At 33.1% G+C, this 23,267-nt stretch carries 18 protein-coding genes; 10 read left to right on the forward strand and 8 right to left on the reverse strand.

All coding sequences use genetic code 11. From position 1 onward, the window contains the following. The first annotated feature begins 197 nt into the window (after positions 1 to 197). The 6 genes from H964_RS01445 to hydF all read left to right on the forward strand — a co-directional run bounded on the left by H964_RS01445 (position 198) and on the right by hydF (position 6,696). Positions 198 to 1,265 carry an amidase domain-containing protein gene (locus H964_RS01445; protein WP_039764124.1) on the forward strand — a complete coding sequence of 356 codons (1,068 nt, stop codon included), beginning with the start codon at positions 198 to 200 and terminating at the stop codon, positions 1,263 to 1,265. Between the two features lie 30 nt (positions 1,266 to 1,295). Continuing rightward, positions 1,296 to 2,087 carry a hypothetical protein gene (locus tag H964_RS01450; protein WP_039764126.1) on the forward strand — a complete coding sequence of 264 codons (792 nt, stop codon included), beginning with the start codon at positions 1,296 to 1,298 and terminating at the stop codon, positions 2,085 to 2,087. 660 nt (positions 2,088 to 2,747) lie between these two features. Then, complete coding sequence (locus H964_RS01455; protein ID WP_039764127.1) at positions 2,748 to 3,248, forward strand: GNAT family N-acetyltransferase; 501 nt, start codon at positions 2,748 to 2,750, stop codon at positions 3,246 to 3,248. Between the two features lie 177 nt (positions 3,249 to 3,425). Further along, complete coding sequence (locus H964_RS01460) at positions 3,426 to 3,920, forward strand: ferritin-like domain-containing protein (RefSeq protein WP_039764128.1); 495 nt, start codon at positions 3,426 to 3,428, stop codon at positions 3,918 to 3,920. A 151-nt stretch (positions 3,921 to 4,071) separates the two neighbouring features. Further along, positions 4,072 to 5,457, forward strand: a complete 1,386-nt coding sequence (locus H964_RS01465; protein ID WP_039764130.1) for an aspartate ammonia-lyase — start codon at positions 4,072 to 4,074, stop codon at positions 5,455 to 5,457. A 27-nt stretch (positions 5,458 to 5,484) separates the two neighbouring features. Further along, entirely contained in the window at positions 5,485 to 6,696 is a 1,212-nt protein-coding gene (gene hydF / locus H964_RS01470) for a [FeFe] hydrogenase H-cluster maturation GTPase HydF (protein ID WP_039764175.1), read from the forward strand. A gap of 47 nt (positions 6,697 to 6,743) precedes the next feature. Here hydF and H964_RS01475 read toward each other — a convergent pair whose 3' ends face one another. The 5 genes from H964_RS01475 to H964_RS01495 all read right to left on the reverse strand — a co-directional run bounded on the left by H964_RS01475 (position 6,744) and on the right by H964_RS01495 (position 11,825). Continuing rightward, complete coding sequence (locus tag H964_RS01475) at positions 6,744 to 7,478, reverse strand: SIMPL domain-containing protein (protein WP_039764133.1); 735 nt, start codon at positions 7,476 to 7,478, stop codon at positions 6,744 to 6,746. A gap of 98 nt (positions 7,479 to 7,576) precedes the next feature. Then, a complete protein-coding gene (locus tag H964_RS12570; RefSeq protein WP_193353808.1) occupies positions 7,577 to 7,753 on the reverse strand; it encodes a hypothetical protein in 177 nt (58 codons plus the stop codon). A gap of 319 nt (positions 7,754 to 8,072) precedes the next feature. Further along, a complete protein-coding gene (locus tag H964_RS01485) occupies positions 8,073 to 8,642 on the reverse strand; it encodes a hypothetical protein (protein WP_039764137.1) in 570 nt (189 codons plus the stop codon). A gap of 126 nt (positions 8,643 to 8,768) precedes the next feature. Then, positions 8,769 to 9,587 (reverse strand): GNAT family N-acetyltransferase, encoded by an 819-nt coding sequence (locus H964_RS01490; RefSeq protein WP_039764139.1) that lies wholly within the window; start codon positions 9,585 to 9,587, stop codon positions 8,769 to 8,771. 48 nt (positions 9,588 to 9,635) lie between these two features. Next, entirely contained in the window at positions 9,636 to 11,825 is a 2,190-nt protein-coding gene (locus H964_RS01495) for an alpha-galactosidase (RefSeq protein WP_039764141.1), read from the reverse strand. A gap of 206 nt (positions 11,826 to 12,031) precedes the next feature. Here H964_RS01495 and cas6 point away from each other — a divergent pair, with 206 nt between their 5' ends. From cas6 to H964_RS01515, 4 genes are all read left to right on the forward strand, one after another. After that, entirely contained in the window at positions 12,032 to 12,784 is a 753-nt protein-coding gene (cas6, locus tag H964_RS01500; protein ID WP_039764144.1) for a CRISPR-associated endoribonuclease Cas6, read from the forward strand. 21 nt (positions 12,785 to 12,805) lie between these two features. Beyond that, positions 12,806 to 14,566 (forward strand): ABC transporter ATP-binding protein, encoded by a 1,761-nt coding sequence (locus H964_RS01505; RefSeq protein ID WP_039764146.1) that lies wholly within the window; start codon positions 12,806 to 12,808, stop codon positions 14,564 to 14,566. Between the two features lie 4 nt (positions 14,567 to 14,570). Further along, positions 14,571 to 15,593, forward strand: a complete 1,023-nt coding sequence (locus tag H964_RS01510; RefSeq protein WP_011916667.1) for an aldo/keto reductase — start codon at positions 14,571 to 14,573, stop codon at positions 15,591 to 15,593. A 179-nt stretch (positions 15,594 to 15,772) separates the two neighbouring features. Next, positions 15,773 to 19,192: an SNF2-related protein gene (locus H964_RS01515; RefSeq protein ID WP_039764151.1), complete on the forward strand. Its 3,420-nt coding sequence runs from the start codon at positions 15,773 to 15,775 to the stop codon at positions 19,190 to 19,192. A gap of 487 nt (positions 19,193 to 19,679) precedes the next feature. Here the strand turns inward: H964_RS01515 and H964_RS01520 are convergent, their stop codons facing one another. From H964_RS01520 to H964_RS12650, 3 genes are all read right to left on the reverse strand, one after another. After that, positions 19,680 to 20,450: a DeoR/GlpR family DNA-binding transcription regulator gene (locus tag H964_RS01520; protein ID WP_011916664.1), complete on the reverse strand. Its 771-nt coding sequence runs from the start codon at positions 20,448 to 20,450 to the stop codon at positions 19,680 to 19,682. An 84-nt stretch (positions 20,451 to 20,534) separates the two neighbouring features. Further along, positions 20,535 to 22,958, reverse strand: coding sequence for an alpha-L-rhamnosidase (locus tag H964_RS01525; protein WP_307189052.1), 2,424 nt, complete (start codon positions 22,956 to 22,958; stop codon positions 20,535 to 20,537). 12 nt (positions 22,959 to 22,970) lie between these two features. Further along, the gene (locus tag H964_RS12650) at positions 22,971 to 23,222 is read right to left on the reverse strand and encodes a glycoside hydrolase family 78 protein (protein WP_202804049.1); all 252 of its coding nucleotides are present in this window, start codon (positions 23,220 to 23,222) and stop codon (positions 22,971 to 22,973) included. Positions 23,223 to 23,267 lie beyond the last annotated feature (45 nt).

Below are 23,267 nucleotides of genomic sequence, written 5' to 3' on the forward strand. Positions count from 1 at the left end.
CACAAAATTTCTTTTTGTCTTCATCTAAAACTTTATTTAAAATGCTAATTGTTTTTTGCTTTTTTTTGCTAATATTAAAGTAAATAATTAACTTAAGTGGTGATTTCATTATCTAAAACTTTTGCCTTCTAATTCAACAACTTTATTCTTCTTATTCTATTTTCAAATATACCAAAGAGTCGAGGGGTGATTTACTTATGAAAAAATTTTCCCATAAATTCTTTGTCAAAATTCTAACTCCTTTTATTGCTTTTTTACTAATTCTATGGTACAATGATTTTGCATCTGCTGCTGTTATTTATGAATCAGAAAACAATAACTCTTTCTCTACTGCTAACAGTATTTCCTGTGGTGACTTAATATATGGTACTATTTATCAATCTACCAATCCTTCTCAAGATAAAGATTATTTTAAAATATACTTTAACTCTGGTGATTCTGTTGCTATTAATTTTATAAACGCTCATCCGAATGTAAACTACAACATCTATCTTTATAATTCTTCACAACAGCTGATTACTTCTTCAACCAACCCAACTGGCAAAAACGAATTTATTAGCTACTCTGTTCCAAGCAGTGGCTACTATTATATTTTAGTCTCAAGCTCTTACGGTCATTCCGGTTCAAATTATTATAGTTTACAAGTTTTAAAATCTAACTATACTAACTCAAACTCTACAAATACTAACTACAATAGAAGCGCTGCAAGAAGTTATGCTCTGAAATATGCAGAAAACCCAAACCCAGCATACGCTGATTTCTCAAATTACGGCGGGGATTGCACAAACTTCGCATCACAGGTTCTTTATGCTGGTTCTATGCCTATGATTAAATCAGCAACATCAGGTATAGAATCTAATACAGATTACTGGTTCTACAACACATCAACAAATAGATCAACTTCTTGGACTGGTGCTGAAGAATTCAGAAGACACTGGGGTAACTCTAATGGATATGGTAGAAAACGTTCTTACCAGATTAAAATTTTGCCTGTTTGGTATGCTCTTGAAAACTTCAAAACTGAAGTTTATGATTTCTTAAAAGAAGGCGATATAGTTCAGCATATAAACGCTTATAGTTCTACTTATGGTCGTGATGCTTCTTATCATTCTCAGATCGTTCATGATAAAACTAGTGCAAATGGTATCTATGATGTATTAGTTGCTCAGCATTCAGAAAATAAGTACAATGTTAGCCTATATTCGTATCTTAATGGACTTTCAAAGGCGAATTGGGTTATTCTTTACAAAGTAAGCAATAACTAAAATCTTACTGAGATTGAAAGGGTGATAATAATGAACAGAAAAAATAGAACATTAATATTTCTGCTATTAGTATTTTTACTTTCGTTGTCAATTGCAAGCGCAAAATTTTATTTTTCAAACAATAAAAATATTTCTTTGAATAATTCAAATATTGCGTATGCAGATATTGAAAAAAATAAAGATAGTAATGGTGAACAAACTCAAATTGTAGATGAAAACCTTAAAAAAGATTTTGATATTCTTCTAAAATCAGACAATTTTATGATAAATTATAAAATACCTTCCGAAATTTCACCTATTGATTTTGAAAAATACTTTTTAGACAAGAAACCCAAGAATCTTTACAGACTTATAATGTCTTACTGTCTTAGTATGAAGGATAGGTATGCATATCTTGATTACGAAACAAAGCAAACATATAAAAAAAGTTACGAAGAATATTTAAAGGAAAATCAAAACAACTTATATAATATTGAAGAGTATGCTCAATATAAAATTGATAAAGTTGCTATTTACTATTACGAAAAATTCCTCAGAGAGTTAATCAAAAAACCTTATGATTGGCAAAATATTTGGAAAGAATTTCGAACAATAGCTATTGAACATAAAGCAAGAAAAGATATTTATATGATTGATCCAGATTTTAAAAAGAGTTTGCTCTTTTTAACTCCTGAAGGTAAAGAAATAGCAAAGCAAAATAACATAACAGAAGAGCAGATAGAAAAAGAACGAGAAGAATACCAAAAGATATTAGAACAAAAGAAACAAGAAATAGCAGAACAACTTGATAAATGGGCAAGACAAAATGGAATTATTGAATAGTCTTTAATTTGAAATAAATCATAAATAACCTCAAAGGCTATCCAAAAGTTTGATCGGATAGCCTTTTGCTTTATCTTCCTTCATCACTATCCTTCTCCGATACTTTTCTCTAACAATATTAACAATATCAGAGCCATAATTTTGTATAATCCGACTATTGCTTTTTTCTTTTTTTACTAATATTAAAGTAAATAATTAACTTGAGAGGTGATTTCATCGTCTAAAACTTTTACCTTCTAATTCAACAACTTTGTTCTTCCTATTCTATTTTCAAATATATCAAAGAGTCGAGGGGTGATTTACTAAGTTCTAAGGGACTAAAAACTATAAAAGCACAAAGTACAACTTTATAGCATTCTATATTGCCATGGCATCTATAGGTTAAGTTATCCAAAAGTACAGAAGAAAGAAACATTAAAGGAAAAACTTTTTATGTAGCAGCAAAAAATTATGTGCAGAAAAAATAAAAATTGGTTTTTGTCTTTGCTAAAAGTTCTTTGGTGTTTTCGGCTTTCTGAAGTTTATTTAATTGTATGTGCCATGCGGTGCAGAAGTAGAACAGTACTTATATCAGATTGTGAACAAAATACAATGTAAAAAAGGTTTCTGCTTAAATTATGAATAGCAGATATAAATACTTGAATAATGGGGGGAGAATAATTGAGTTATATAAGGTTAGCTAAAATTGAAGATGTAGCTATTATGAGTAGAATACACGCTTTAACGTGGAAAGAAGCTTATAAAGGTTTGATACCGCAAGAATATCTAAATGGGATTTCGGAAGATAAGTGGATCAAGCCATTTACCGATGCGTTATCTAATAAATTGCATGAAGCGGCGATAATAAATAATGGAGAAACTGATACTGGATGTGTTTGTTTTGGCAAATCGCGTGATGGAGAAGCTGGATATGGAGAGATCATATCTATATATGTTTTACCAGCATATTGGTCAACCAGGCAAGGTTATGAATTAATGAATTTTGCTTTAAATAGATTGAAAAAGCAAAATTTTGATTACTGTCACCTTTGGGTTTTAGAAGGCAATACGAGAGCTTTGAATTTTTATGAAAGGTATGGGTTTAGAAGTGATAATAAAGTAAGAATAATTAATATTGCAGGGGTAAATTTGAGAGAATTAAGGTATTCTATTAAATTATAATATTAGCCTGTCAAATAAAGAAGATAAAGAATTTAAAAAGGCCTATAGGATAGGAACAGAAAATAGCCTTTTGAATCATTTATATTTTTCGATATGATTTATTTTAAGTTTTTAATACAAGCTTTTGGGTATAAATATCTTTGAGAAAAAAATCTTATTAAAAGGAGAGACCTTATGATGAGCAAAAAGATTGAGAACATATTGAAGTTTGGAATGAAGATGGAGAAAAATGCGCAAGACTTTTATTCTTTCTACGCAAATAGCCTGCAGGATGAAAATCTAAAGAAACTTTTTGAAGAGTTTGTAAAGATTGAGCAAGAACATTATAAGTATCTTGAGAATATTCTAAAAAGTCTGGGCAGCCAAGAACCACCAATTTCAATTTCATGGGTTGTAGATGACCAGAACAAAATGGTAGACCCGCATATATTAGTTGATAACTCCAAAATTTTGGATACTGACTTTTCAGACCTTACAATTTTAAGGCTTGCATACCTGATTGAAAGCGATTTTGCAGCATTTTATAAACACGCTGCTGAAAAAGTTGAAGATGGCAATGTAAAAGGTTTGCTTCTACATCTTGCCAAGTGGGAAGAGGAACATGAGAAGTTTTTCAAAGATAGATACCACAGTCTTATGAAAAAGGAGTGGGAAGATCTTGATTTGTTCTAAATTGTAAGTCAAGTGTTATTACAAGTTAAATATCATTACTTGGTATGCTGCCGAAGGCAAAACTTCTTCGGCAGCTTTTTTGTTTGTGTGGTATAATAATTGATAAAAATAAAACAATCTTGGTTGCTTTTAAAAGGAGATAAACCGCGCTATGGGAAGGATAGAAAAGGATTTTTTGGGTAGTATTGAGCTTTCTGACCTTGAGCTTTATGGAATTCACACAAAACGCGCTTTTGCTAATTTCAATGTTTCTGGAAAGAGCGTTGACAAAGATTTAATAAAAGCGCTTGTCATGGTCAAAAAAGCGTGTGCAATTGCAAATTATGAAGTTGGTCTTTTGGATGAAAAAATCAAAGATGCTATTGTCTTTGCATGTGACGAAATTCTGGCTGGAAAATATGATGACCAGTTCATTGTAGACAGATTCCAGGGCGGTGCGGGAACATCTACAAATATGAATGTAAACGAAGTTATTGCAAACGTAGCCTTAATTCACATTGGAAGAAAACCGGGTGAGTATGACATAATTCATCCAATCAACCATGTCAATATGTCACAGTCAACAAATGATGTATACCCTACAGCCCTGCGAATTGCCACTATATGGAATGTAAGAGAGCTTTCAGAGGAAATAGCAGAGCTTCAAAAAAGCCTTCAGAAAAAAGAACATGAATTTGAAGATGTAATAAAAGCAGGAAGAACTCAGCTGCAGGATGCCCTGCCAGTAACACTTGGTCAGGAGTTTGGTGCATATGCCCAAGCCATCTCACGCGACAGATGGAGACTATACAAGGTTGAAGAGCGGCTCAGAGTGGTCAATCTTGGTGCAACTGCTGTTGGCACAGGAGTAAACGCACCTTTGAAATACATTTTCAAGGTGATAGAAATATTAAGAACTTTAACCAAAATCGGCTTGGCTCGTTCAGACTATCTTATGGACGCAACACAGAACGCAGACGTTTTTGTTGAATGCTCTGGGCTTTTGAAAGCCTTGGCAGTAAATCTCTCAAAGATTGCAAATGACCTTCGTCTTCTTTCCTCTGGCCCAAACACGGGCTTTAATGAGATAAACCTGCCAGCTGTTCAGGCAGGTTCAAGCATTATGCCAGGAAAGGTAAACCCCGTAATCCCTGAACTTATAAACACAATAGCTTTTCAGGTGATGGCAAACGACTTTGCAATAACTTTAGCAGCGCAGGCTGGTCAGCTTGAGCTGAATGCTTTTTTACCTCTGATAGCAAACAATCTTCTTGAAAGTCTTAAAATTCTCAAAAATGGTATTAAAATTTTCAGGCAGCAGTGTATAGATGGTATAACAGTAAACAAAGAAAAATGTTTAGAGTATGCAAAAAAGACTCCTGCTATTGCAGCAAGCTTAATAGACAAGATTGGATACGACAAGGCGGCAGAAATTGCAAAAAAGGCAATTATTGAGAACAAGCAAATAATTGATGTTGTCAAAGAGCTAAGTATTATGGATGAAAAAGAAGCACAAGAACTTTTGAATCCTTTTGAGTTTATAAAGTTTAAAGAATGAAATATTATGGAAAGGACTGACTTTAAGATGAACACAACACCGCGCAGTGAAAGGCTTCACATAGCTATATTTGGCAAGAGAAACGCAGGCAAGTCAAGTTTAATCAATGCTATAACAAACCAGCCAATTGCGATTGTGTCTGACATGCCAGGAACTACTACCGACCCTGTCTATAAATCAATGGAGATTTTGCCGCTCGGGCCTGTTGTTTTGATTGACACAGCAGGAATTGACGATGAAGGAATCCTTGGCAAGCTCAGGGTTGAAAAGACACTGGAGGTTTTGAACAAAACAGATATTGCTATTTTAGTGGTATCTGACATTGATGATTTGACGTATGAAAAGCAGCTTGTAAAACTATTTGATGAGAAAAAAGTGCCAAGAATTGGTGTTTTGAATAAGATTGACAAAGACCCAAATTATAAAGAAAAACTTTCTTTTTTGCAAACAAGCTTGGGAATGCCATTTTTAGCTGTGTCATGTGCTACTTTAAAAGGAATTGATGAGCTAAAAAGTTCACTTTCAAAGCTTGCACCAGATGTTGGAGAGGATTTGCGAATAGTAGGAGATTTGATAAACCCCGGTGACTTTGTAGTTTTAGTTGTGCCGATTGACAAGGCAGCCCCAAAAGGAAGACTTATTTTGCCTCAGCAGCAGACAATAAGAGATATTCTGGATTCTGATGCAATTGCAATTGTGACAAAGGAATACGAGCTTAAAGAAACTATCGAAAATCTTGGTAAAAAACCTGCAATTGTAATCACCGACTCGCAAGCTTTTTTAAAGGTTGACGCAGACACACCACCTGATGTTCCTCTTACATCTTTTTCAATTTTGTTTGCAAGATACAAAGGGGATTTGGTGGAGTTTGTTGAAGGAGTCAGGAAAATTAAAGATTTAAAACCTGGGGATACAGTTTTGATTGCTGAGGCATGTACACACCACAGGCAATCAGATGATATTGGAACTGTTAAAATTCCAAGATGGCTTCGCCAGATAGCTGGATTTGATATAAACTTTGAGTGGGTATCAGGCTACAATTATCCAAAAGACCTTACAAAGTACAAGCTTATAATCCACTGTGGTGGGTGCATGATAACACGAAGAGAGATGCTCTATAGAATAGAACTTGCTAAAAAACAGGGTGTGCCAATAACAAACTATGGTCTAATGATTGCATATGTTCACGGGATTTTGCCAAGAGCATTAAAGCCGTTTGGGATTGAGTTTGAATATTAAAAACCCCTTCCAACTTTCCTAGGAAACTGGAAGGGGCTTTTTGCCACTTATTTTATTATAAACTCACAGTTCACAACTGCAGTTATTTCTTTATCTATTGATGTTGTATCATTTATTCCATAGTCACTAACTTCAGTTGAATAAAGCGGAGTTATCTGGAAAACACCCATAGAAGCAGATTTTAATCTTTCAACGCTACTTCCTGTACTCTTTGCAATCTGTTTTGCTCTTCTTACAGCATCTTCTGTCGCTAAAGAAAGCATCTGGATTTTCAAATCTGCAAGCTTTGTATAATAATACTGAGGTGGCATAGACTCAAACTGAACACCGGAGTTTATAAGCTCTGTCGACTTTCGAGAAAGATCTGTAATCTTGTCTACATCTTTTGATGTAATCTGAATGCTTTGCGAAAGCTTGTAGCTATCAACTTTTGTTGAATATATTCCATTTGGAAGCATCTCGTATATTGTTTGAGTTGAAATTGAAGAAAAAATCAAGTCCTTTTCAGAAAGTCCTTTAGAGAGGAAATAATCTTTCACCTTCTTCTGACTTTCTTCTAAAAGTTTGTAAGCTTCTTTTAAATCTTTTGCCTGCACAGAATACATCCCTGTCCACTTGACAAGGTCAGAGCGAAGCTGTTTTTTTGCAGAGCCTGTTACTGTAATGACCTTTCTTTCTGCCCTTAAATTTATAAGGCCGTTTGATAAAAAGTAAGAAGAGATTGTAAAAGAAATCCCTATAATTAAAGCAACCAAAACATAGGTAACATTTTTATTACTCAAAATTTTGACCTCCATTTTTTTCACTTTATTACATTATATCATTAAATTCCTGAGGCTACAATCAAAATTTTATAAAAATAAAGTAACTATCTGCTCGATTATTTTTTTTCTGCTTCAAAATAACCAATTACTGTAACAATAATGCCTATAAATTTAAATGTTTTTACTATAAATCGCAAAAATTCCTCTGGAGCATGACCAATTAACGTTACTTCGTAAGCAATTCCAAATAGAATAATTGCAATTCCTAACAGCATGAGTCTATAATCTTTCATTTTTAACCTCCATTAAGACAAAAAATAAGACTTATATTTAGCAACTCTCATATAAAAAATAGAATTGTTCAATTGTAGTAGCAGATTTTATAGCTAAGTCAATATTAATTTTGCATAAAGAGGTTGTTGAAAAAAATATCACCAACGATACATAAAATAAACAAAAGTTGTTTATTCCATTTATAAGCAAAAGAAAAATCTTGTCCTACAAACTTTCCTGAGAAGTTGCTCAAATAGAAAGTAATTAATATCCAATCAATTTTTTGCTCTGAAAACTTTCTATACATTGTTTCTGTCTTTCATATAAAGAAAGTTCTTTTTAAGTATTAATGCTGAACATATAAAGTATTCCTTTTTCTGCATCGTAGATTGCCAAATAAAAATCATATGAATTAAGGTTGATAAGAGTTTTAGTATCGAGGTTTTCATAATCTATAAACCTTGCAGTGATAACCGACTTGTCACCAATTGCTTTCCAATATCCCGAAGAAATTTTAGGAAGACCAACTTCTTTTGCAAAGCCTCCAAATCCTGTAACATTACCAGAAAAATCTTTAATTTCTCCGCCATATATTAGTGCTTGATATGCTTGACTTAAAGGGAGCTTTTTCCAGCTTTCTTGTTTTTCGATGTATGAAACAAAACTTTTCTTACCTTCAGGAGTAAAAACAAATTTGTAAAGTTTCATACCATCATTGTGAAAACCACCATAATCGTCATATATTTTTTCTGAAACTGTACCTCTTGGAAGTCTTATGTTAAAATTTTCTTCGAATTCTTTTACACCGCTGTCTTGTGAAAATAAAAGACTAAACGAAAAAATTGTAAATAAGATGGGAGCTAAGATTAAGCTTAAAAAAACTACTGAAAAGAGAACAAATTTTTTCATAGTTTGCTCACCATTTTTATTTTGTTATATTATATCACTAAATCTATACAACTACAACCAAAAATTTAAAAAAATAAGAACCACCTGCCTATTCACAGGTGGTTAAGATTGACTAAAACAGATACTTTACAATCCCAATGTTACCCATGTACCAATCTGCTGAAAGCCAATCTTTCTGTATATATTAGCAGCTTTAGGGTTATCACAAAACAAACAAAGCGATTTGCCCTCTTTTATCAAATCACTGCAAAGTCTTTTCATGCACATAGTAGCATATCCTCTTGAACGATACTCGTGCATTGTGCAAACACTTAAAACCATTGCCATGTCTGCAATTTCCGCACTCGTTCGTGCAGATGATACAACCATCCCATCTTCTTCTATATAATATATCCTGCTTCTTCCCATCAAAACATCCTGTCTTAGCTGTTCAAACGTTGAGGGATTTAAAAATTCTTCTATAGACTGATATAGGTATACTATCAGTTCAAGCTTGTCAAGGTTTTCTTCTAAATTGTCCTTATTTATTACCCTGACCTTTTCAAATTCTTCCTGAGAAAGTTCTAATTTATTCTTATCTACACTGCTGTCAAGCTTCATAAAAAGCTGCTCTCTTTTATTAAGCACATTCAGTGCTTTCAAAAACGGCATAATAACATCCTTTTTGCCAGAAAAAACTTTGCACCTTGTTGTAAGTATAATATTGCAAAATGAGTCAATGTCCCAGCTGTCAGAATCTGAATAGAAAATCAAATCTCTGCGATAGCGAAGAAGAACTGCTTTTAAATTCCCAGAGATAACGTCAAATTCTCCCCAAACCTCAACAACCGGTGAGTCAAAACCAAAACTCAAGATATCGCCAATTATAAATATATTCCACTCTTTTTCCTTTCGGACAAAATCCATAAGAGTTTTAAAATCAGCATTTGAAAGTTTCCTTATCATAGAACCACACTTTCCTGCTTTTTTACAATTATACTACCAAATTTAAATCTAATCAACTGCTTTTAAAATCCACATATGAGAATTAAAGTCTCCCCACATCTGAGGAATCATAAGTCCTATGTTCATAAGCTCATCGCCAAACCTTGTTTTTTGCTCACCTTCAATTAAATAGCTCTTGCTGGGGTCAAGACCATCTAATTTTAACCTTTTGATTGGTGGGTTTGGCTGCCTTAAAATTTCAACATAGAATACAACTGCCTCTTTTTTGTCCTCTGTCACATACATCCATGCAGCGCTATTTCCCTCAAATGGAGAAATTAATCTGTACAAATCACCTTCAAACACTATATGCCATATTCTCTTGTAAAGCTCAATTTGTCTTTTAATCTCTTCTTTGTCCTCACAAGATAGCTTTGTCAAATCAAGTTCATACCCAAAACAACCTGAAAGCGCTACAATTCCTCTTGTCTTCATTGGTGTTATCCTACCAACCTGATGGTTTGGCACAATTGATACATGAGCACCCATCGTAGACGCTGGATATACTATGCTTGTTCCAAACTGGATTTTAAGCCTCTCTATTGCATCTGTGTCATCACTCGTCCAAATTTGAGGCATGTAATACAAAATCCCAGGGTCAAACCTTCCTCCACCGCCAGAACATCCTTCAAAAAGGATGTTGGGAAATTCTGTTGTCAGCTCTTCCATCATCTGATAAAGTCCCAGAACATATCTGTGGAAGACCTCTTTTTGTCTCTCAGGTGGAAGCTCAAGCGAACCCATCTCTGTTAATGGCCTGTTCATGTCCCACTTGATATATTCAATTGGAGCTGCTTTTAGAATCTCCTTCATCATTCTCAAAATCTCTTTTCTAACATCTTCTCTTGTAATGTCCAGAACATACTGGTTCCTGCACTGCGTTAAAGTCCTTCCTCGCACCTGTATGCACCAGTCAGGGTGTTTTCTGTAAAGCTCACTGTCTGGCGAGACCATCTCAGGTTCAAACCAAAGCCCAAATTTGAGCCCCATTTCATTTAGCTTTTTGCCAAGACCATCTAAGCCATTTGGAAGCTTTCTTCTGTCAACAAACCAGTCTCCAAGCGAGCTTGTGTCATCATCTCTTTTGCCAAACCATCCATCATCAAGTACAAATAGCTCAATCCCAAGATCTTTTGCCTCTTTTGCTAAAGAAAGAAGCTTTTCTTCATCGAAATTGAAATATGTAGCTTCCCAGCTGTTTATCAGAATTGGTCTTCTCTTATCTCTATATACCCCTCTGCAAAGTCTTTTCCTGTAAAGCTTATGGTATGTGCGAGACATCCCTCCCAAGCCCTCTTGTGAATAGACCATCACAACCTCCGGTGTTTGGAAACTTTCGCCCGGTTTTAGTACCCATGTAAATTCAAAAGGATTTATACCCATTGTAACCCTAAGCATATTGTACTGGTCTTTTTCAACAATTGCAGCAAAGTTTCCACTATACACAAGCGAAAAGCCATACACATCGCCATGTTTTTCAGTTGCATCCTTTGACAAAAGCGCTATAAATGGATTGTGCTGATGTGAGCTTTCGCCTCTTGCACTTTCAATTACCTGAGTTCCGTGAATAAGTGGAGTTCTCTCGATGTATCTTTCTCTTGCCCATGAACCCCAAAGATGCAAAAGTTCAAAATCCCCTTCTGGAAAGTCAACACATGCACTCATTGCACGAAGGATTTTGAGTTTTTGTTTTCCTAAGTTCTCAAACCTTACACTCCTTGTTATTGCATCAAAATCTCTGAAAGCTGTATATATCAATGTAACTTTCAAACCAATCAAATCATCATAAAGCTCTATCTCCAGTGTCTGGGCCTCGTCAGGTGACTCAACATATGTTGCCGGAAGACCTTCAAGTTTTGGCTTTCCATCATAGATTCTGTGTGTTTTATAAACAAGGTTTGTGATACGAGAACCGTCTTCCTGCTGAACTTGATAGGCAGGATGTCTGAAATCTGAATTGCCATATGCAGGGTATTCTAAAAGCATTGTATCAAATGAATATGTCTTGTCATTTGGGTCAGGTGTTGCACCAAATGCTCTTCCTCCTGTCACATCAAAATCTGTCCACCCAAACTCTCTAATCTTTTTGCCCCAGTAAACATGGGATAAAAACTTTCCTTTGAAAAGCTTTATTACATAGCTTGTATTCTTTGCTTCTATGAAAAACATGCCTGTTTGGGGGTTAAAGGTGATTGGCATCTTTTTGGCCTCCTTTTTTTAAGCTTGTATTTTCAAAATTTATAATATCATTAATGAAAAATGTTTTGCTATATTCACTTAAAAAAATTAAATAAACATTAAAATCTTGATATGTTTTTTTAAAAGCAGCTGTGCAAATTCTTAATTTTCCTGATAAAATATCTCTATGGAAAACAAAACTTCATTTTAAGGAAAGGGAGAAAACCATGCGAATAAAAGTAGACTTTGAATCCCAAAACCCAATTGAACTTCCTATTCATTACAACTACTTTGTTCAGTCCATGATATACAATACTATTGACGACAAAATCTATGCAACATTTTTACATGACAAAGGTTATGAGGTTGATTTGAAAAACTTTAAACTCTTTTCATTTTCTCGCTTAGAAGGACCATTTAAGATTGTCGGAGAAGGCTTAAATAAAAAAATAATATTTGACAAAAAGGTTTCACTTACAGTGTCATCACCTGTTGAGGATTTTGTCGTAAAGTTTTCAACCGGACTTTTAAAAAAAGACCAAATCTATCTAAAAGATAATATACTATATGTGACATCTGCAAACATGCTCAAAAGACCAAAATTTTCAAGTTTCCATAAAATAAAAATGTTATCTCCTATGTGTGCATACAAAACAATCAGAAATGAAAATTCAGAATACAAGCACTTTTTTACTCCTTTTGAGGATGAGTTTTATAATCTTATTTCCCAAAACCTGATGAAAAAATGCAAGCTTTTAATAAAAGACTTTGACGAAAAAAGTTTTAGATTTGATTTAAAACCACTGAAGGTTGAAGAAAAATCACACTTTAAACCCATGCTTTTTAAAAAGACGCCCATAAAAGGCTGGCTTGGTTTTTATACAATTGAAACTGACCCAATAATAATGGAAGTTGCATATTACTGCGGACTTGGCTCAAAAAACTCTCAGGGATTCGGACTTTTTGAAATCATTGAGTAAGTTTTTCAAGGAGATGATTAAATGGAATATTTGATAAGGCTTGTGAAGATGGCAAGACCATACTGGAAATATCTTATTATCTCTGGTATCTCCATGCTTGCTATCACAGCATTAAACCTTCTTGGTCCGTGGCTTGTGAGGGATTTGACAGGAATAATTACAAATATTAGCAAGTACCCAAATGCAAAGAGAATGATAATCAATATCTCTCTTATATTGATTTTATCTTACATTTTAAGGATTGTATTTCAGTTTTTAAATAGTTATCTTTCACATTATGCAGCATGGAATTTAGTTGCACATGTGAGAACTTTGGTTTATAGTAAGCTCCAGCAACTTTCTTTCGGATATTTCGTAGACAAACAAACAGGGCAGCTTATGTCAAGAGTTGTAAATGATACTGCAAATTTTGAAGTTTTGATTGCTCATGCTGTTCCAGACCTGTTTACAAATTCTCTTATAATACTCGGTGTTGCGTGTATCCTTTTTATCATAAACCCTGTTCTTGCTGCGCTATCTTTAATTCCCATACCGTTTCTGGTTTTAAGCGGTACAGTCTTTGCCAAAAAGATTTTGCCAAATTTCAGAGAAGCTCAAAAAGCCTTAGCAGATTTAAATGCTGATTTGCAAGATAATCTCTCAGGTATCCGTGAAATACAAATCTTTAACAAGCAGGAAAAAGAGCTTTTAAAAATAAAAGAAAAAATTTATAGGCACATTAACGCGCTTTTGAGTGCTCTCAAGCTCTCAGCAGTATTTCATCCAACTGTAAGTTTTCTAAGCTCTGTTGGAACAGTGATAGTAGTTTCTGTTGGTGGACTTATGTCCTTGATGGGAAAAGTGCCTGTGCAAGATATCGTTGGATTTATTTTGTATCTTAGCATGTTCTATCAACCGGTGACTCAGCTATCTCAAGTTATTGAAAACGTTCAGCAAGCTTTGGCAGGCGCTGAGAGAGTTTTTGAGATTCTTCAGACAGAGTCTGAGATAAAAGAAAAAGAGAATGCGCAGAAACTTAAAAACGTCCAAGGTAAAATCACATTCGAAAATGTTTCTTTTTCTTACAATCCTGAAGTTCAGGTTTTAAAAAATATATCATTTGAGATTCTGCCAGGACAAATGGTTGCATTTGTTGGCCCAACAGGTGTTGGAAAGACAACAATTATGTATCTTTTAAATCGCTTTTATGACCCAGACTCAGGTACAATCAAGATTGATGATATCGATATAAGGGATGTCACATTGAAGTCCCTACACGACAATATCAGTATGGTAATGCAAGATGTCTTCTTGTTCAATGGAACAGTTGCTCAAAACATTGCATACGGAAAAGAGGATGCTACCATGGATGAAATAATTCAAGCAGCAAAAATTGCCTGTGCTCACGACTTTATCCAAAATCTTCCTCAGGGTTACAATACGGTAATTGGCGAAAGAGGAGTAAAGCTCTCTGGAGGCCAAAAACAGCGTTTGGCAATTGCAAGAGCTGTCTTGAAAAATGCACCGATATTAATCTTAGATGAAGCAACTTCTTCTGTTGATACAGAAACAGAAAAAGAAATTCAAGAAGCCATAAACAACTTAGCAGGTACAAGGACAATTTTAATTATTGCTCACAGGTTATCTACTGTAAAAAAGGCAGATAAGATTATAGTTTTGAAAGATGGCGAAATTGTGGAAATGGGCACACATGAAGAGCTTTTTGCTAAAAAAGGACTTTATTATCATTTGTGTTCTGTGCAGTTAATTGATGAAAATGATAGCTTAATAAGGGAGGTATAAAAATATGAAATACAGAAGGCTTGGTAGGACAAATATTGAGGTTTTCCCAATAGCATTTGGTGGAATACCAATACAAAGAATCGATGAGGAGTCTGCTATAAGATTAATCAGAAGAGCAATTGAACTTGGAATTAATTTGATTGACACTGCAAGAGGTTATACTGATAGTGAAATAAAAATTGGTAAGGCTTTGAAAGGAATTAACAAAAAAGTATACTTAGCATCTAAATCACAAAATAGAACAAAAGAAGGAATTTTGAAGGATATTGAAATAAGCCTTAAAAATCTTGGTGTTGAACAAATTGACATTTATCAGTTACATGGTGTTAATGATATAGATACATTCAATAGGGTTTTTGCTGAAGATGGAGCTTACTGGGGACTGGTTGAGGCAAAGGAAAAAGGACTTATTAGATTTATCGGCGCTTCAAGCCACAGTACAGAAATTCTTGAAAAGTTAATAAATACAGATAAATTTGATGTGATCCAACTTTGCTATAATATAATAGAAACAGATGTAGAAGACAAAGTTTTCCCATTAGCACTCCAAAAAGATATTGGAATAATTGCAATGAAGCCAGTTGGTGGCGGTGTTATTCCAAACGCTGCTCTATCTTTAAAATACGTCTTGCAAAAAGAATTTGTCGTACCTGACCCTGGAATAGAAACCATTAAGGAATTGGATGAAAATGTTAATGTTGCTATGAATCTCAGTGCTTTGACTGACGATGAAATGAAAGAAATAGAAAGGATACGAAAAGAGCTTGGTAAAGAATTTTGCAGAAGATGCAATTATTGTCAACCATGCCCTCAACAAATTCCTATTTGGGTAATACTCCATGCAGATTCTGCAATGAAAAGATTGCCTTTTAATACTCTAAAGTCTGGCTGGTTTTATGATGCATATCAAAAAGCAAAAAATTGCATTAAATGTGGAGTTTGCGTAACAAGATGCCCATACAATTTGCCAATACCTGATATGATTGAGAAAAAGCTTGAGATTATTCGAGCAACAATCGGCGATTAATCTAGTCTTTAAGCTTCTTTCCTTGAAAATTTAAGGGATGAGGTTTTTTGTTTTGGATAAGAGAATTGAGCATTTCTAATAATTTTTAGATTATTGAATAAAGTTCATTTTTTGATAAAATCAATATGAACAAAAATTCCTGCGCAGAACTATACCTTATCAAAAGGATGTGAAAGACAATGTCAATGGAGCTTAGCTATCAGACTATTGTGCAGTTTTTAACAGACAATCAACTTGCTCAACTTGCAAAAAACAGAAAAGCTTTTGAAAAAGGAATATCTCTTGCTCGAAAAATACAAAAAGAAGATATTCAATATGACCAAGAACAAAATGCAATATACGGCAAAGTAGATGATGGCAAAAATGAATATTGGGTTTTTGTTGATTTTGACTTGCCTTCATATATGACTCAGGATTTTTTTGGTAATATAAAAATTGAAAATATAATTATAAGTGCTGCGTGTACATGCAGTTTGGAAAATATTGATTTAGAATCGGAAGAAGATATTGATATAGAAGATTTAATTCAATTTGATGATTTTTGTCGGCATATAATTGCTGTACTAAAAAGCTTTGCTGATGGTAAATATATTCTCAATAGTCTAAATAAAATGCAAGAATCTTTGCTTCAAATGTTAGAACAAAAATTAAATGAGGCTATTGAGAAGGAAAGAAGACAAAATTCCCGGATTTATCAATTTTTTGCAAACAATTTTGAAGAAAATTATATTAAGTTTTCACTTGATAATTTGTCTGTAAAGTCTCCTAATATATTTTTAGAAAAATATTTCGGATCTTCTACTAACGATTTAGTAACTTTAAAATTAAAAATAAAAACCTTAGATTTGAAAAGAGACTATGTTGTTTCATATATACCAGAATTTTTAAAAGCGTATGAGCAAAAACAACCATTTCAGTTTGGAAAGAATTTTGTGTACAATCCTACTTATCATTTTTTTGGTGAAAAAGACAAAAAATTTTTGGATGTACTGTTGAAGTATCTGAACTTTTTAGATTTAGAAACAGAAAGAAATACTATTTACTTACCTGTCAAAATTGCAAATGAAATAATTGAAATCCTTGACAATGAAGAAATTTTTATATCTTTTGATTACTTTGTAGCAAATTATTATGATGCTCATAAAGTAAAAGTTGATCTTTGCACTAAGGTAAAACCAAAGATTTTATTAAAACTTGAGGACAATCAGGTAAGACTTTATAGTGATTTAATAGATATTGCTAACAGAAAATTTTTATATAGCGACGGAAGTTATTTTGTTTCAGATGGTACTCTTTACAAGCTTACACCAGAGCAAAAGATATTTTCTTCAATAATTAAAAAAATGGCTGAAGCAAATAGAGTATTTAATTTTTTTAAAGTTGAATACATTAAATTTTTTACCCTTAATAAAGAAGACTTTTGTGACTTTATGAATAAATATTATCTATTTTTAGACCAGCACTTTGAATTAGAAATTGACCCTGACCTCAAAAAATTTATTTTAGAAGATTATATTATTAAACCCAAATTATATTTGGAATTTGAGAATGAAAGGTTTGTTGCAAGAATCAGTGGAATGAATGAAATATTTGATACAATTTCAAAAACCAAGAAAGTTCCATTATTTGATTATTTTAGTTTGTTTGAAATTCAAAGTATTTTGTTTGCTTATGGGTTTAATGAGATAAAATCTGACCAAGAATTTTATTATGAATGTCTTGACCCCGATATATTCATGGAATTCTTAGCAGAAGGTGTTTCGCAAATCCAAAAGATAACTGACGTTTATTATTCAGAAGATTTTAAAAAGCTTAAAATTAAAAAAGATGTAAAAATTATCCCCTGCTTAAAATATTCTAAACATTCAATTGACTTCTGGCTTGAAAGTGATGAGCTTGAGAGTTCAGAGCTTAAAAATATTCTTGATGCAATAAAGAAAAAGAAAAAGTATTACAAACTCAAAGATGGTTCAATTTTGATTTTAGATAGTCCAAATATGAAAAAATTAGTTTCATTTATAGATTCTGCATCTGACATAGACCAGGTTATAAAAGAAAAAGCTGAGCTTTCTTTACAAGAAGCAGTGGCTGTAACAAAACTTTTAGATGAAAGCGGAATTCAGGCAAATGGAGTTGAAAGTATAAAAAATATTATTGAAAAGATAGAAAATATTAGTGAAATTGATATTGAAATCCCGGTTGAGCTTCAAGGTGTGTTAAGAGATTATCAGAAACTTGGAATAAAATGGTTATCTTCTCTATTTGAAAATGAACTTGGTGGAATTTTAGCTGATGATATGGGGCTTGGAAAAACTCTACAGGTACTTGGCTTTATTCTTGCAAATAAGCAAAAAATTAAAAAGCCGGTATTAGCCATTGTGCCAACATCACTTATTTATAACTGGAAACAAGAGATTGAAAAATTCGCACCAGGTCTGAAAACTTTAATTATTGACTCAACACCTGCAAAGCGCAAAAAAGCAATAGAAAAAATACCAGAATATGATATTGTAATTACATCATATGCACTTTTGAGAAAAGATATAGAACTTTATAAAGACATCGATTTTAGTGTTTGTATCTTAGATGAAGCACAGTACATAAAAAATCCTCACTCACAAATAAAGCTGGCTGTAAAAGAAATCTGTGCAGATGCTAAATTTGCCCTGACAGGTACACCAATCGAAAATAATCTCATAGAACTGTGGTCAATCTTTGATTTTATACTTCCTGGATATTTAGGAGGCGCAGAGAAATTTGTTGAACGCTTTGCGGTGCCAATTTATAGCGGAAACAATGATGTGTTGGAAAAATTGAAAAAGCTGATAAAACCGTTTGTTTTAAGAAGAGTAAAACAAGATGTATTAAATGAACTTCCTGAGCTAATAGAAACAACTGTTCAAGTTGCAATGAGCCCTGAACAGGAAAAAATCTACAAGCAATTTTTAGTTTCAGCCAAAAAAGAGATTGAAAAAGAAATAGATTCAGCTGGGTTTGAAAAAAGTCAAATAAAAATATTTTCCTTATTAACAAGACTAAGACAGATCTGCTGTCATCCAAAGCTTGTATTTGAAGATTACAAAGGAAGCTCTGGTAAGATGGAAGCACTGAAAGAAATTTTACAAGACAGCTTAGAAAGTGGGCACAGAGTAATTATATATTCTCAGTGGACTTCAATGCTATCTATTATCAAAAAAATGCTTGACAAGGAAAAGATTTTATACTTTTATTTAGACGGTACAACAAAGGCTGAAGACAGAGTTGAAATGGTGAACAGGTTCAACAGTGGAGAGAGAAATGTCTTTTTGCTTTCGCTAAAAGCTGGTGGATTTGGACTCAATATTACTGGGGCAGACGTTGTTATTCACTTTGATGCATGGTGGAACCCGGCAGTTGAAAACCAGGCAACAGCAAGAGCACACAGGCTGGGCCAGAAAAATGTTGTTCAGTCATTTAAGATTATAACCAAAAATTCAATAGAAGAGAAAATACTTGTTCTACAACAGAAAAAGAAAGACCTATTTGATAGCTTAATCGAAGCAAGTCAATCTTTTATAGGAAAATTTTCAAAAGAGGAAATATTGGAGTTGTTGGAGTAAAGCGATACTTTATGAACTAAGGATTAACAGAATTTTGTATTTAAATATGGCTTTACTTTTTAGTTTTAAAAATCTAAAACACGGAAGGACTAGATTTGACAAAATAAGAACCTAAATTTTTTTACTACATTACTACTTATGACGGTAAATTCTAAGTATTCCTTGTATGTGTTTAAATTTTTGTTGTTTTTAACTTCTTTTCATTCATTGTCTCTCCAGTTCCTCCTTATGCTTTTTGTTAATTTTGTCTTATCTTTCAACATTGTTTTAATAATGTATATCAAATTTATCGTTTTTATTATTTTCTAATGATATATTTATTTACTTTTTTCAAAATATATTTCAATGTCCTCTGTAATAAAAATACAAAAAACATATTATATTATAAATTGTGCTTTTTTCAGAATTTTATTTTTTTGCATATTACATACATTAGCTTATATTGAAGCTTTTACAATATTAAAAAACTAAGAACATCTACTCAATGTTAACAATATTTTATCTTTATGTCTTTATACCAAAGATACTTTTCAATTTCTTTTGGTAAAGTTACTGTTGAAAACACAAAACTTATGCTATCAATATCAATACACTTTATAGTACCGTTTTTCTTGAAATTTGTTTCCATAACAGCTAATACAACTTCACTTGCAACCTTTGCCAAGGTCTTTTTTGTACTTGCCACAATCTCATCGTCCTCTGTTACACCTTTTTCTAAGCTAAAACCTGTGCAGCTAATAATTGCTTTGTCTGCTCTCAAACCTTTTACAAATTCCTGTGCTAACATCCCAATATATGAACCTGTTTTCCTGTCAAGCTTTCCACCTACACAAATTAGCTCAACATTCTTTTCATCCATTAGTTCATTTACAACCTTTACATAATTCGTTATAACAGTTATTCCTATTCCCTTTTCCTTTATCTTCTTTGCTATTTCTAAAGAAACTTCACTGTTGTCAAGAACAATTACGCTACCTTCTTCGATTTCCCTTACTATCGCACTTGCCAACCTTTCTGCTTCTGTTAAAAACTGGTCCTTAACTTCTTCCTCAAAATGATTGAATTTCTTTTCAAATCCCTCTTTCAAAACTGCCCCACCATATGCTTTTATTATTATGCCTTCTTTCTCAAATTTCTTTAAATCATTCATTACTGTCTCTGGTGACACATTAAATATTTCACTAAGTTTACTAACCTTTACACTTTTTTTGGAAAATAACAACGACAATATCTTTTGTTGCCTCTCTAATGCAAGCATAGGACATAATCACTCCCAGTATCAACATTATAATAAAGTAAATTTTAAAAATAGGGCGGCTCAAAACCGCTCCATTTACATTCCTCATATTTTCTTAAATTCAAATTTGTAGTTACCTGAACCAATTGATATCTTAATAATATTTTCATTTATTGTAATATCTTTTATCCCTGTTTCGGAGCCTGAATTTTCTTGACTCAATATTTTAAAAGTATCAGTATCAATCTTTTCAAGTTCCACAATTGCCTCTGTGTTTGCAGGAACAATTAACTCAAGTTTTATACTATTAACTTGTTTTTCCCACCTAACAAAAATATCACCGTACATAGATTTATATTTTAACTTAACGTAATTAAAATACTCAAAATAAGGTTTAATTAAAAATTTCTTAAATCCAGGTTCTAAGATATTTAGTCCACCTAAAACACTATACATCCAATCACCAATTGAACCATAAGCATAGTGATTAAACGAATTCATATTCGCATCCCAAAATGTTCCATCTTCTTTTATTCCGTCCCAATGTTCCCATATAGTTGTCGCACCTTTTAATACTTGATATAACCAAGATGGATATTTCTTTCTAAGCAAAAGCTTTAATGCAATATCACTTCGTCCATACTTTGTCAATACATGACACAAATATGGAGTGCCTACAAACCCAGTTGTCAGTGCATAATCTACCTTGCTTGCATCCGTAATATCTATTTCTTTTAGTAGTTCAATTAGCATTTCAACATTCTTTTCAACGTCTTTCTTTTCAAGCAAATCAAACATTAAAGCCAAAACGTGAGCAGTTTGTGTATGTGCAGCAAGTCTTCCATTTGGTGTTACAAATTCTTTCCTAAACTCTGTTACAATGTTGTGATATAGTTTTGTATACTCCTCAACATCTTCAACATAGCCCAAAACCTTAGCTGTTTGACTCAATATCCATGTTGAATATGCATAAAATGCAGTAGCAATCAAATCCTTTGGTGTGGCACCAATATAACTACCTTCTATAGTATCTAATGCAACCCAATCGCCAAAGTGAAAGCCAGTATTCCACAAATATTCATTGTCTCCCTGTTTTCTAATATATTCAACCCACTTTTTCATACTTTGATATTGCTGCTCAAGAAGCCTTTTGTCTGCATAATACTGGTAAATAGTCCATGGGCAGATTGTTGCGGCATCACCCCAAGCTGAAGAAGAATGTTCATCTCCGAATGATTGAGTTTTGGAAAAGAAAATATTTGGAATTACAAAAGGCACACCACCATTTTCAAACTGGTCTGCTGCCAAATCATGCAACCACTTGGTGAAGAAAAGTGCAACATCCATATTAAAGCAAGCTGTTTTAATAAACACCTGAGCATCTCCTGTCCACCCAAGTCTTTCGTCTCTTTGTGGACAATCTGTTGGAACATCAACAAAATTTCCTTTCTGACTCCATACTATATTCTTTTGAAGTCTATTTACAAGATCATCTGAACATTCAAATTCTCCTGTTGTTTCCATCCCTGAATAGATCACAATCCCTTCAAAATTGTTTATATCAACCTTTCCTGGATATTCTTCAACTTTTACATATCTAAAACCTTGGTAAGTAAAGTGAGGCTCAAATATCTCTTCATAATCGCCTTTTAAAATATATTCAATAGTTTGCTTTGCTTTTCTGAGATTATCAGTGTAAAAATTTCCCTCTTTGTCTAATACCTCTGCATGTTTTAGCACAACTCTATCTCCAGCATTTCCTTTAACTTTAAATCTAACAAAACCCACCATATTCTGTCCAAAATCTATAACAGTTTCTCTCTTGGGAGTTGTAATAATAGCTACTGGCTTGATTACTTCCATTTTTCTTGCTGGAATATTCTCCTGAGCTACTAATATATCTTTTCTGTATTCTATAACTTTAGCCTTTTTCCAGTCTTTATCATAAAGTGCTGGATTCATCCATTCTTGCAGTTCCAGACGTGCATCATAAATCTCACCATCATAAAATTCAGAAAATAAAATTGGTCCCAATTTATATTCCCACTTTTCATCAGTAGAAATTATCTCTTCAGTTCCATCTGCATAATAAAGATGCAATTGTGCCAAAAAAGCCAATCTATCTCCGTAGATATTTTTCTTGCCTTCCCACCCTAATGTTCCTTTATACCAGCCTGCTCCTAAAATTGCACCTATCACATTCTGTCCTATTTTAATATCTTGAGTAACATCATAGGCCTGATACTGAATTCTTTTATGATAAGATGTCCAACCTGGTGTAAAGTAATAGTCACTTACTCTTTTGTTATTTAGCCAAGCTTCGTATAACCCGAGTGCTGTTGCATATAGTATGGCTCTTTTTAGAGGTTTTCTTACCTCAAATCTATATCTAAAATATGGTGACCTTTCGCAGTTGTCATCATCATATGTTGATATCCAATCAGCTATCCATTTACTGTTATCAAGAATTCCTACTTCAAAATAATTCGTTTTTGACCAATCTGAAACATTGCCATGGTTATCCCATATTCTAACTTTATATTAATATCTCTGACATTCTTCAAGCTCAGGGCCATTATATTCCACATGGACTGATTGTTCAGAAGATATAATACCTGTATCATAAATTATATCCTCAAAATTTTCATCTCTTGCAAACACCATCTGATATGCTGTCTGCTTTGTTGCAGGTATATCAGAATTTATTATCCACGAAAATCTTGGTTTTTTTGTCCCAAGCCCTATTGGATTTTTTCTATATTCACATTTGACTTCTTTTATTTCTAATACCATTTTGCATTCTCCTTTGTTTTTCTTATGATTGATTTTAATCAATCA

It is taken from the genome of Caldicellulosiruptor sp. F32, from assembly GCF_000404025.1.
In the GTDB taxonomy this organism is placed as follows: domain Bacteria; phylum Bacillota; class Thermoanaerobacteria; order Caldicellulosiruptorales; family Caldicellulosiruptoraceae; genus Caldicellulosiruptor; species Caldicellulosiruptor saccharolyticus.

Bases quoted from the DNA above. Each gene is read 5' to 3' on its own strand.
- hydF (WP_039764175.1), top strand. From the start codon at position 5,485: ATGAACACAACACCGCGCAGTGAAAGGCTTCACATAGCTATATTTGGC.
- H964_RS01520 (WP_011916664.1), bottom strand. From the start codon at position 20,450: ATGCTTGCATTAGAGAGGCAACAAAAGATATTGTCGTTGTTATTTTCC.
- H964_RS01505 (WP_039764146.1), top strand. From the start codon at position 12,806: ATGGAATATTTGATAAGGCTTGTGAAGATGGCAAGACCATACTGGAAA.
- H964_RS01490 (WP_039764139.1), bottom strand. From the start codon at position 9,587: ATGATAAGGAAACTTTCAAATGCTGATTTTAAAACTCTTATGGATTTT.
- H964_RS01485 (WP_039764137.1), bottom strand. From the start codon at position 8,642: ATGAAAAAATTTGTTCTCTTTTCAGTAGTTTTTTTAAGCTTAATCTTA.
- H964_RS01445 (WP_039764124.1), top strand. From the start codon at position 198: ATGAAAAAATTTTCCCATAAATTCTTTGTCAAAATTCTAACTCCTTTT.
- H964_RS01460 (WP_039764128.1), top strand. From the start codon at position 3,426: ATGAGCAAAAAGATTGAGAACATATTGAAGTTTGGAATGAAGATGGAG.
- H964_RS01450 (WP_039764126.1), top strand. From the start codon at position 1,296: ATGAACAGAAAAAATAGAACATTAATATTTCTGCTATTAGTATTTTTA.
- H964_RS12650 (WP_202804049.1), bottom strand. From the start codon at position 23,222: ATGGTATTAGAAATAAAAGAAGTCAAATGTGAATATAGAAAAAATCCA.
- cas6 (WP_039764144.1), top strand. From the start codon at position 12,032: ATGCGAATAAAAGTAGACTTTGAATCCCAAAACCCAATTGAACTTCCT.
- H964_RS01515 (WP_039764151.1), top strand. From the start codon at position 15,773: ATGTCAATGGAGCTTAGCTATCAGACTATTGTGCAGTTTTTAACAGAC.
- H964_RS12570 (WP_193353808.1), bottom strand. From the start codon at position 7,753: ATGAAAGATTATAGACTCATGCTGTTAGGAATTGCAATTATTCTATTT.
- H964_RS01495 (WP_039764141.1), bottom strand. From the start codon at position 11,825: ATGCCAATCACCTTTAACCCCCAAACAGGCATGTTTTTCATAGAAGCA.
- H964_RS01510 (WP_011916667.1), top strand. From the start codon at position 14,571: ATGAAATACAGAAGGCTTGGTAGGACAAATATTGAGGTTTTCCCAATA.
- H964_RS01465 (WP_039764130.1), top strand. From the start codon at position 4,072: ATGGGAAGGATAGAAAAGGATTTTTTGGGTAGTATTGAGCTTTCTGAC.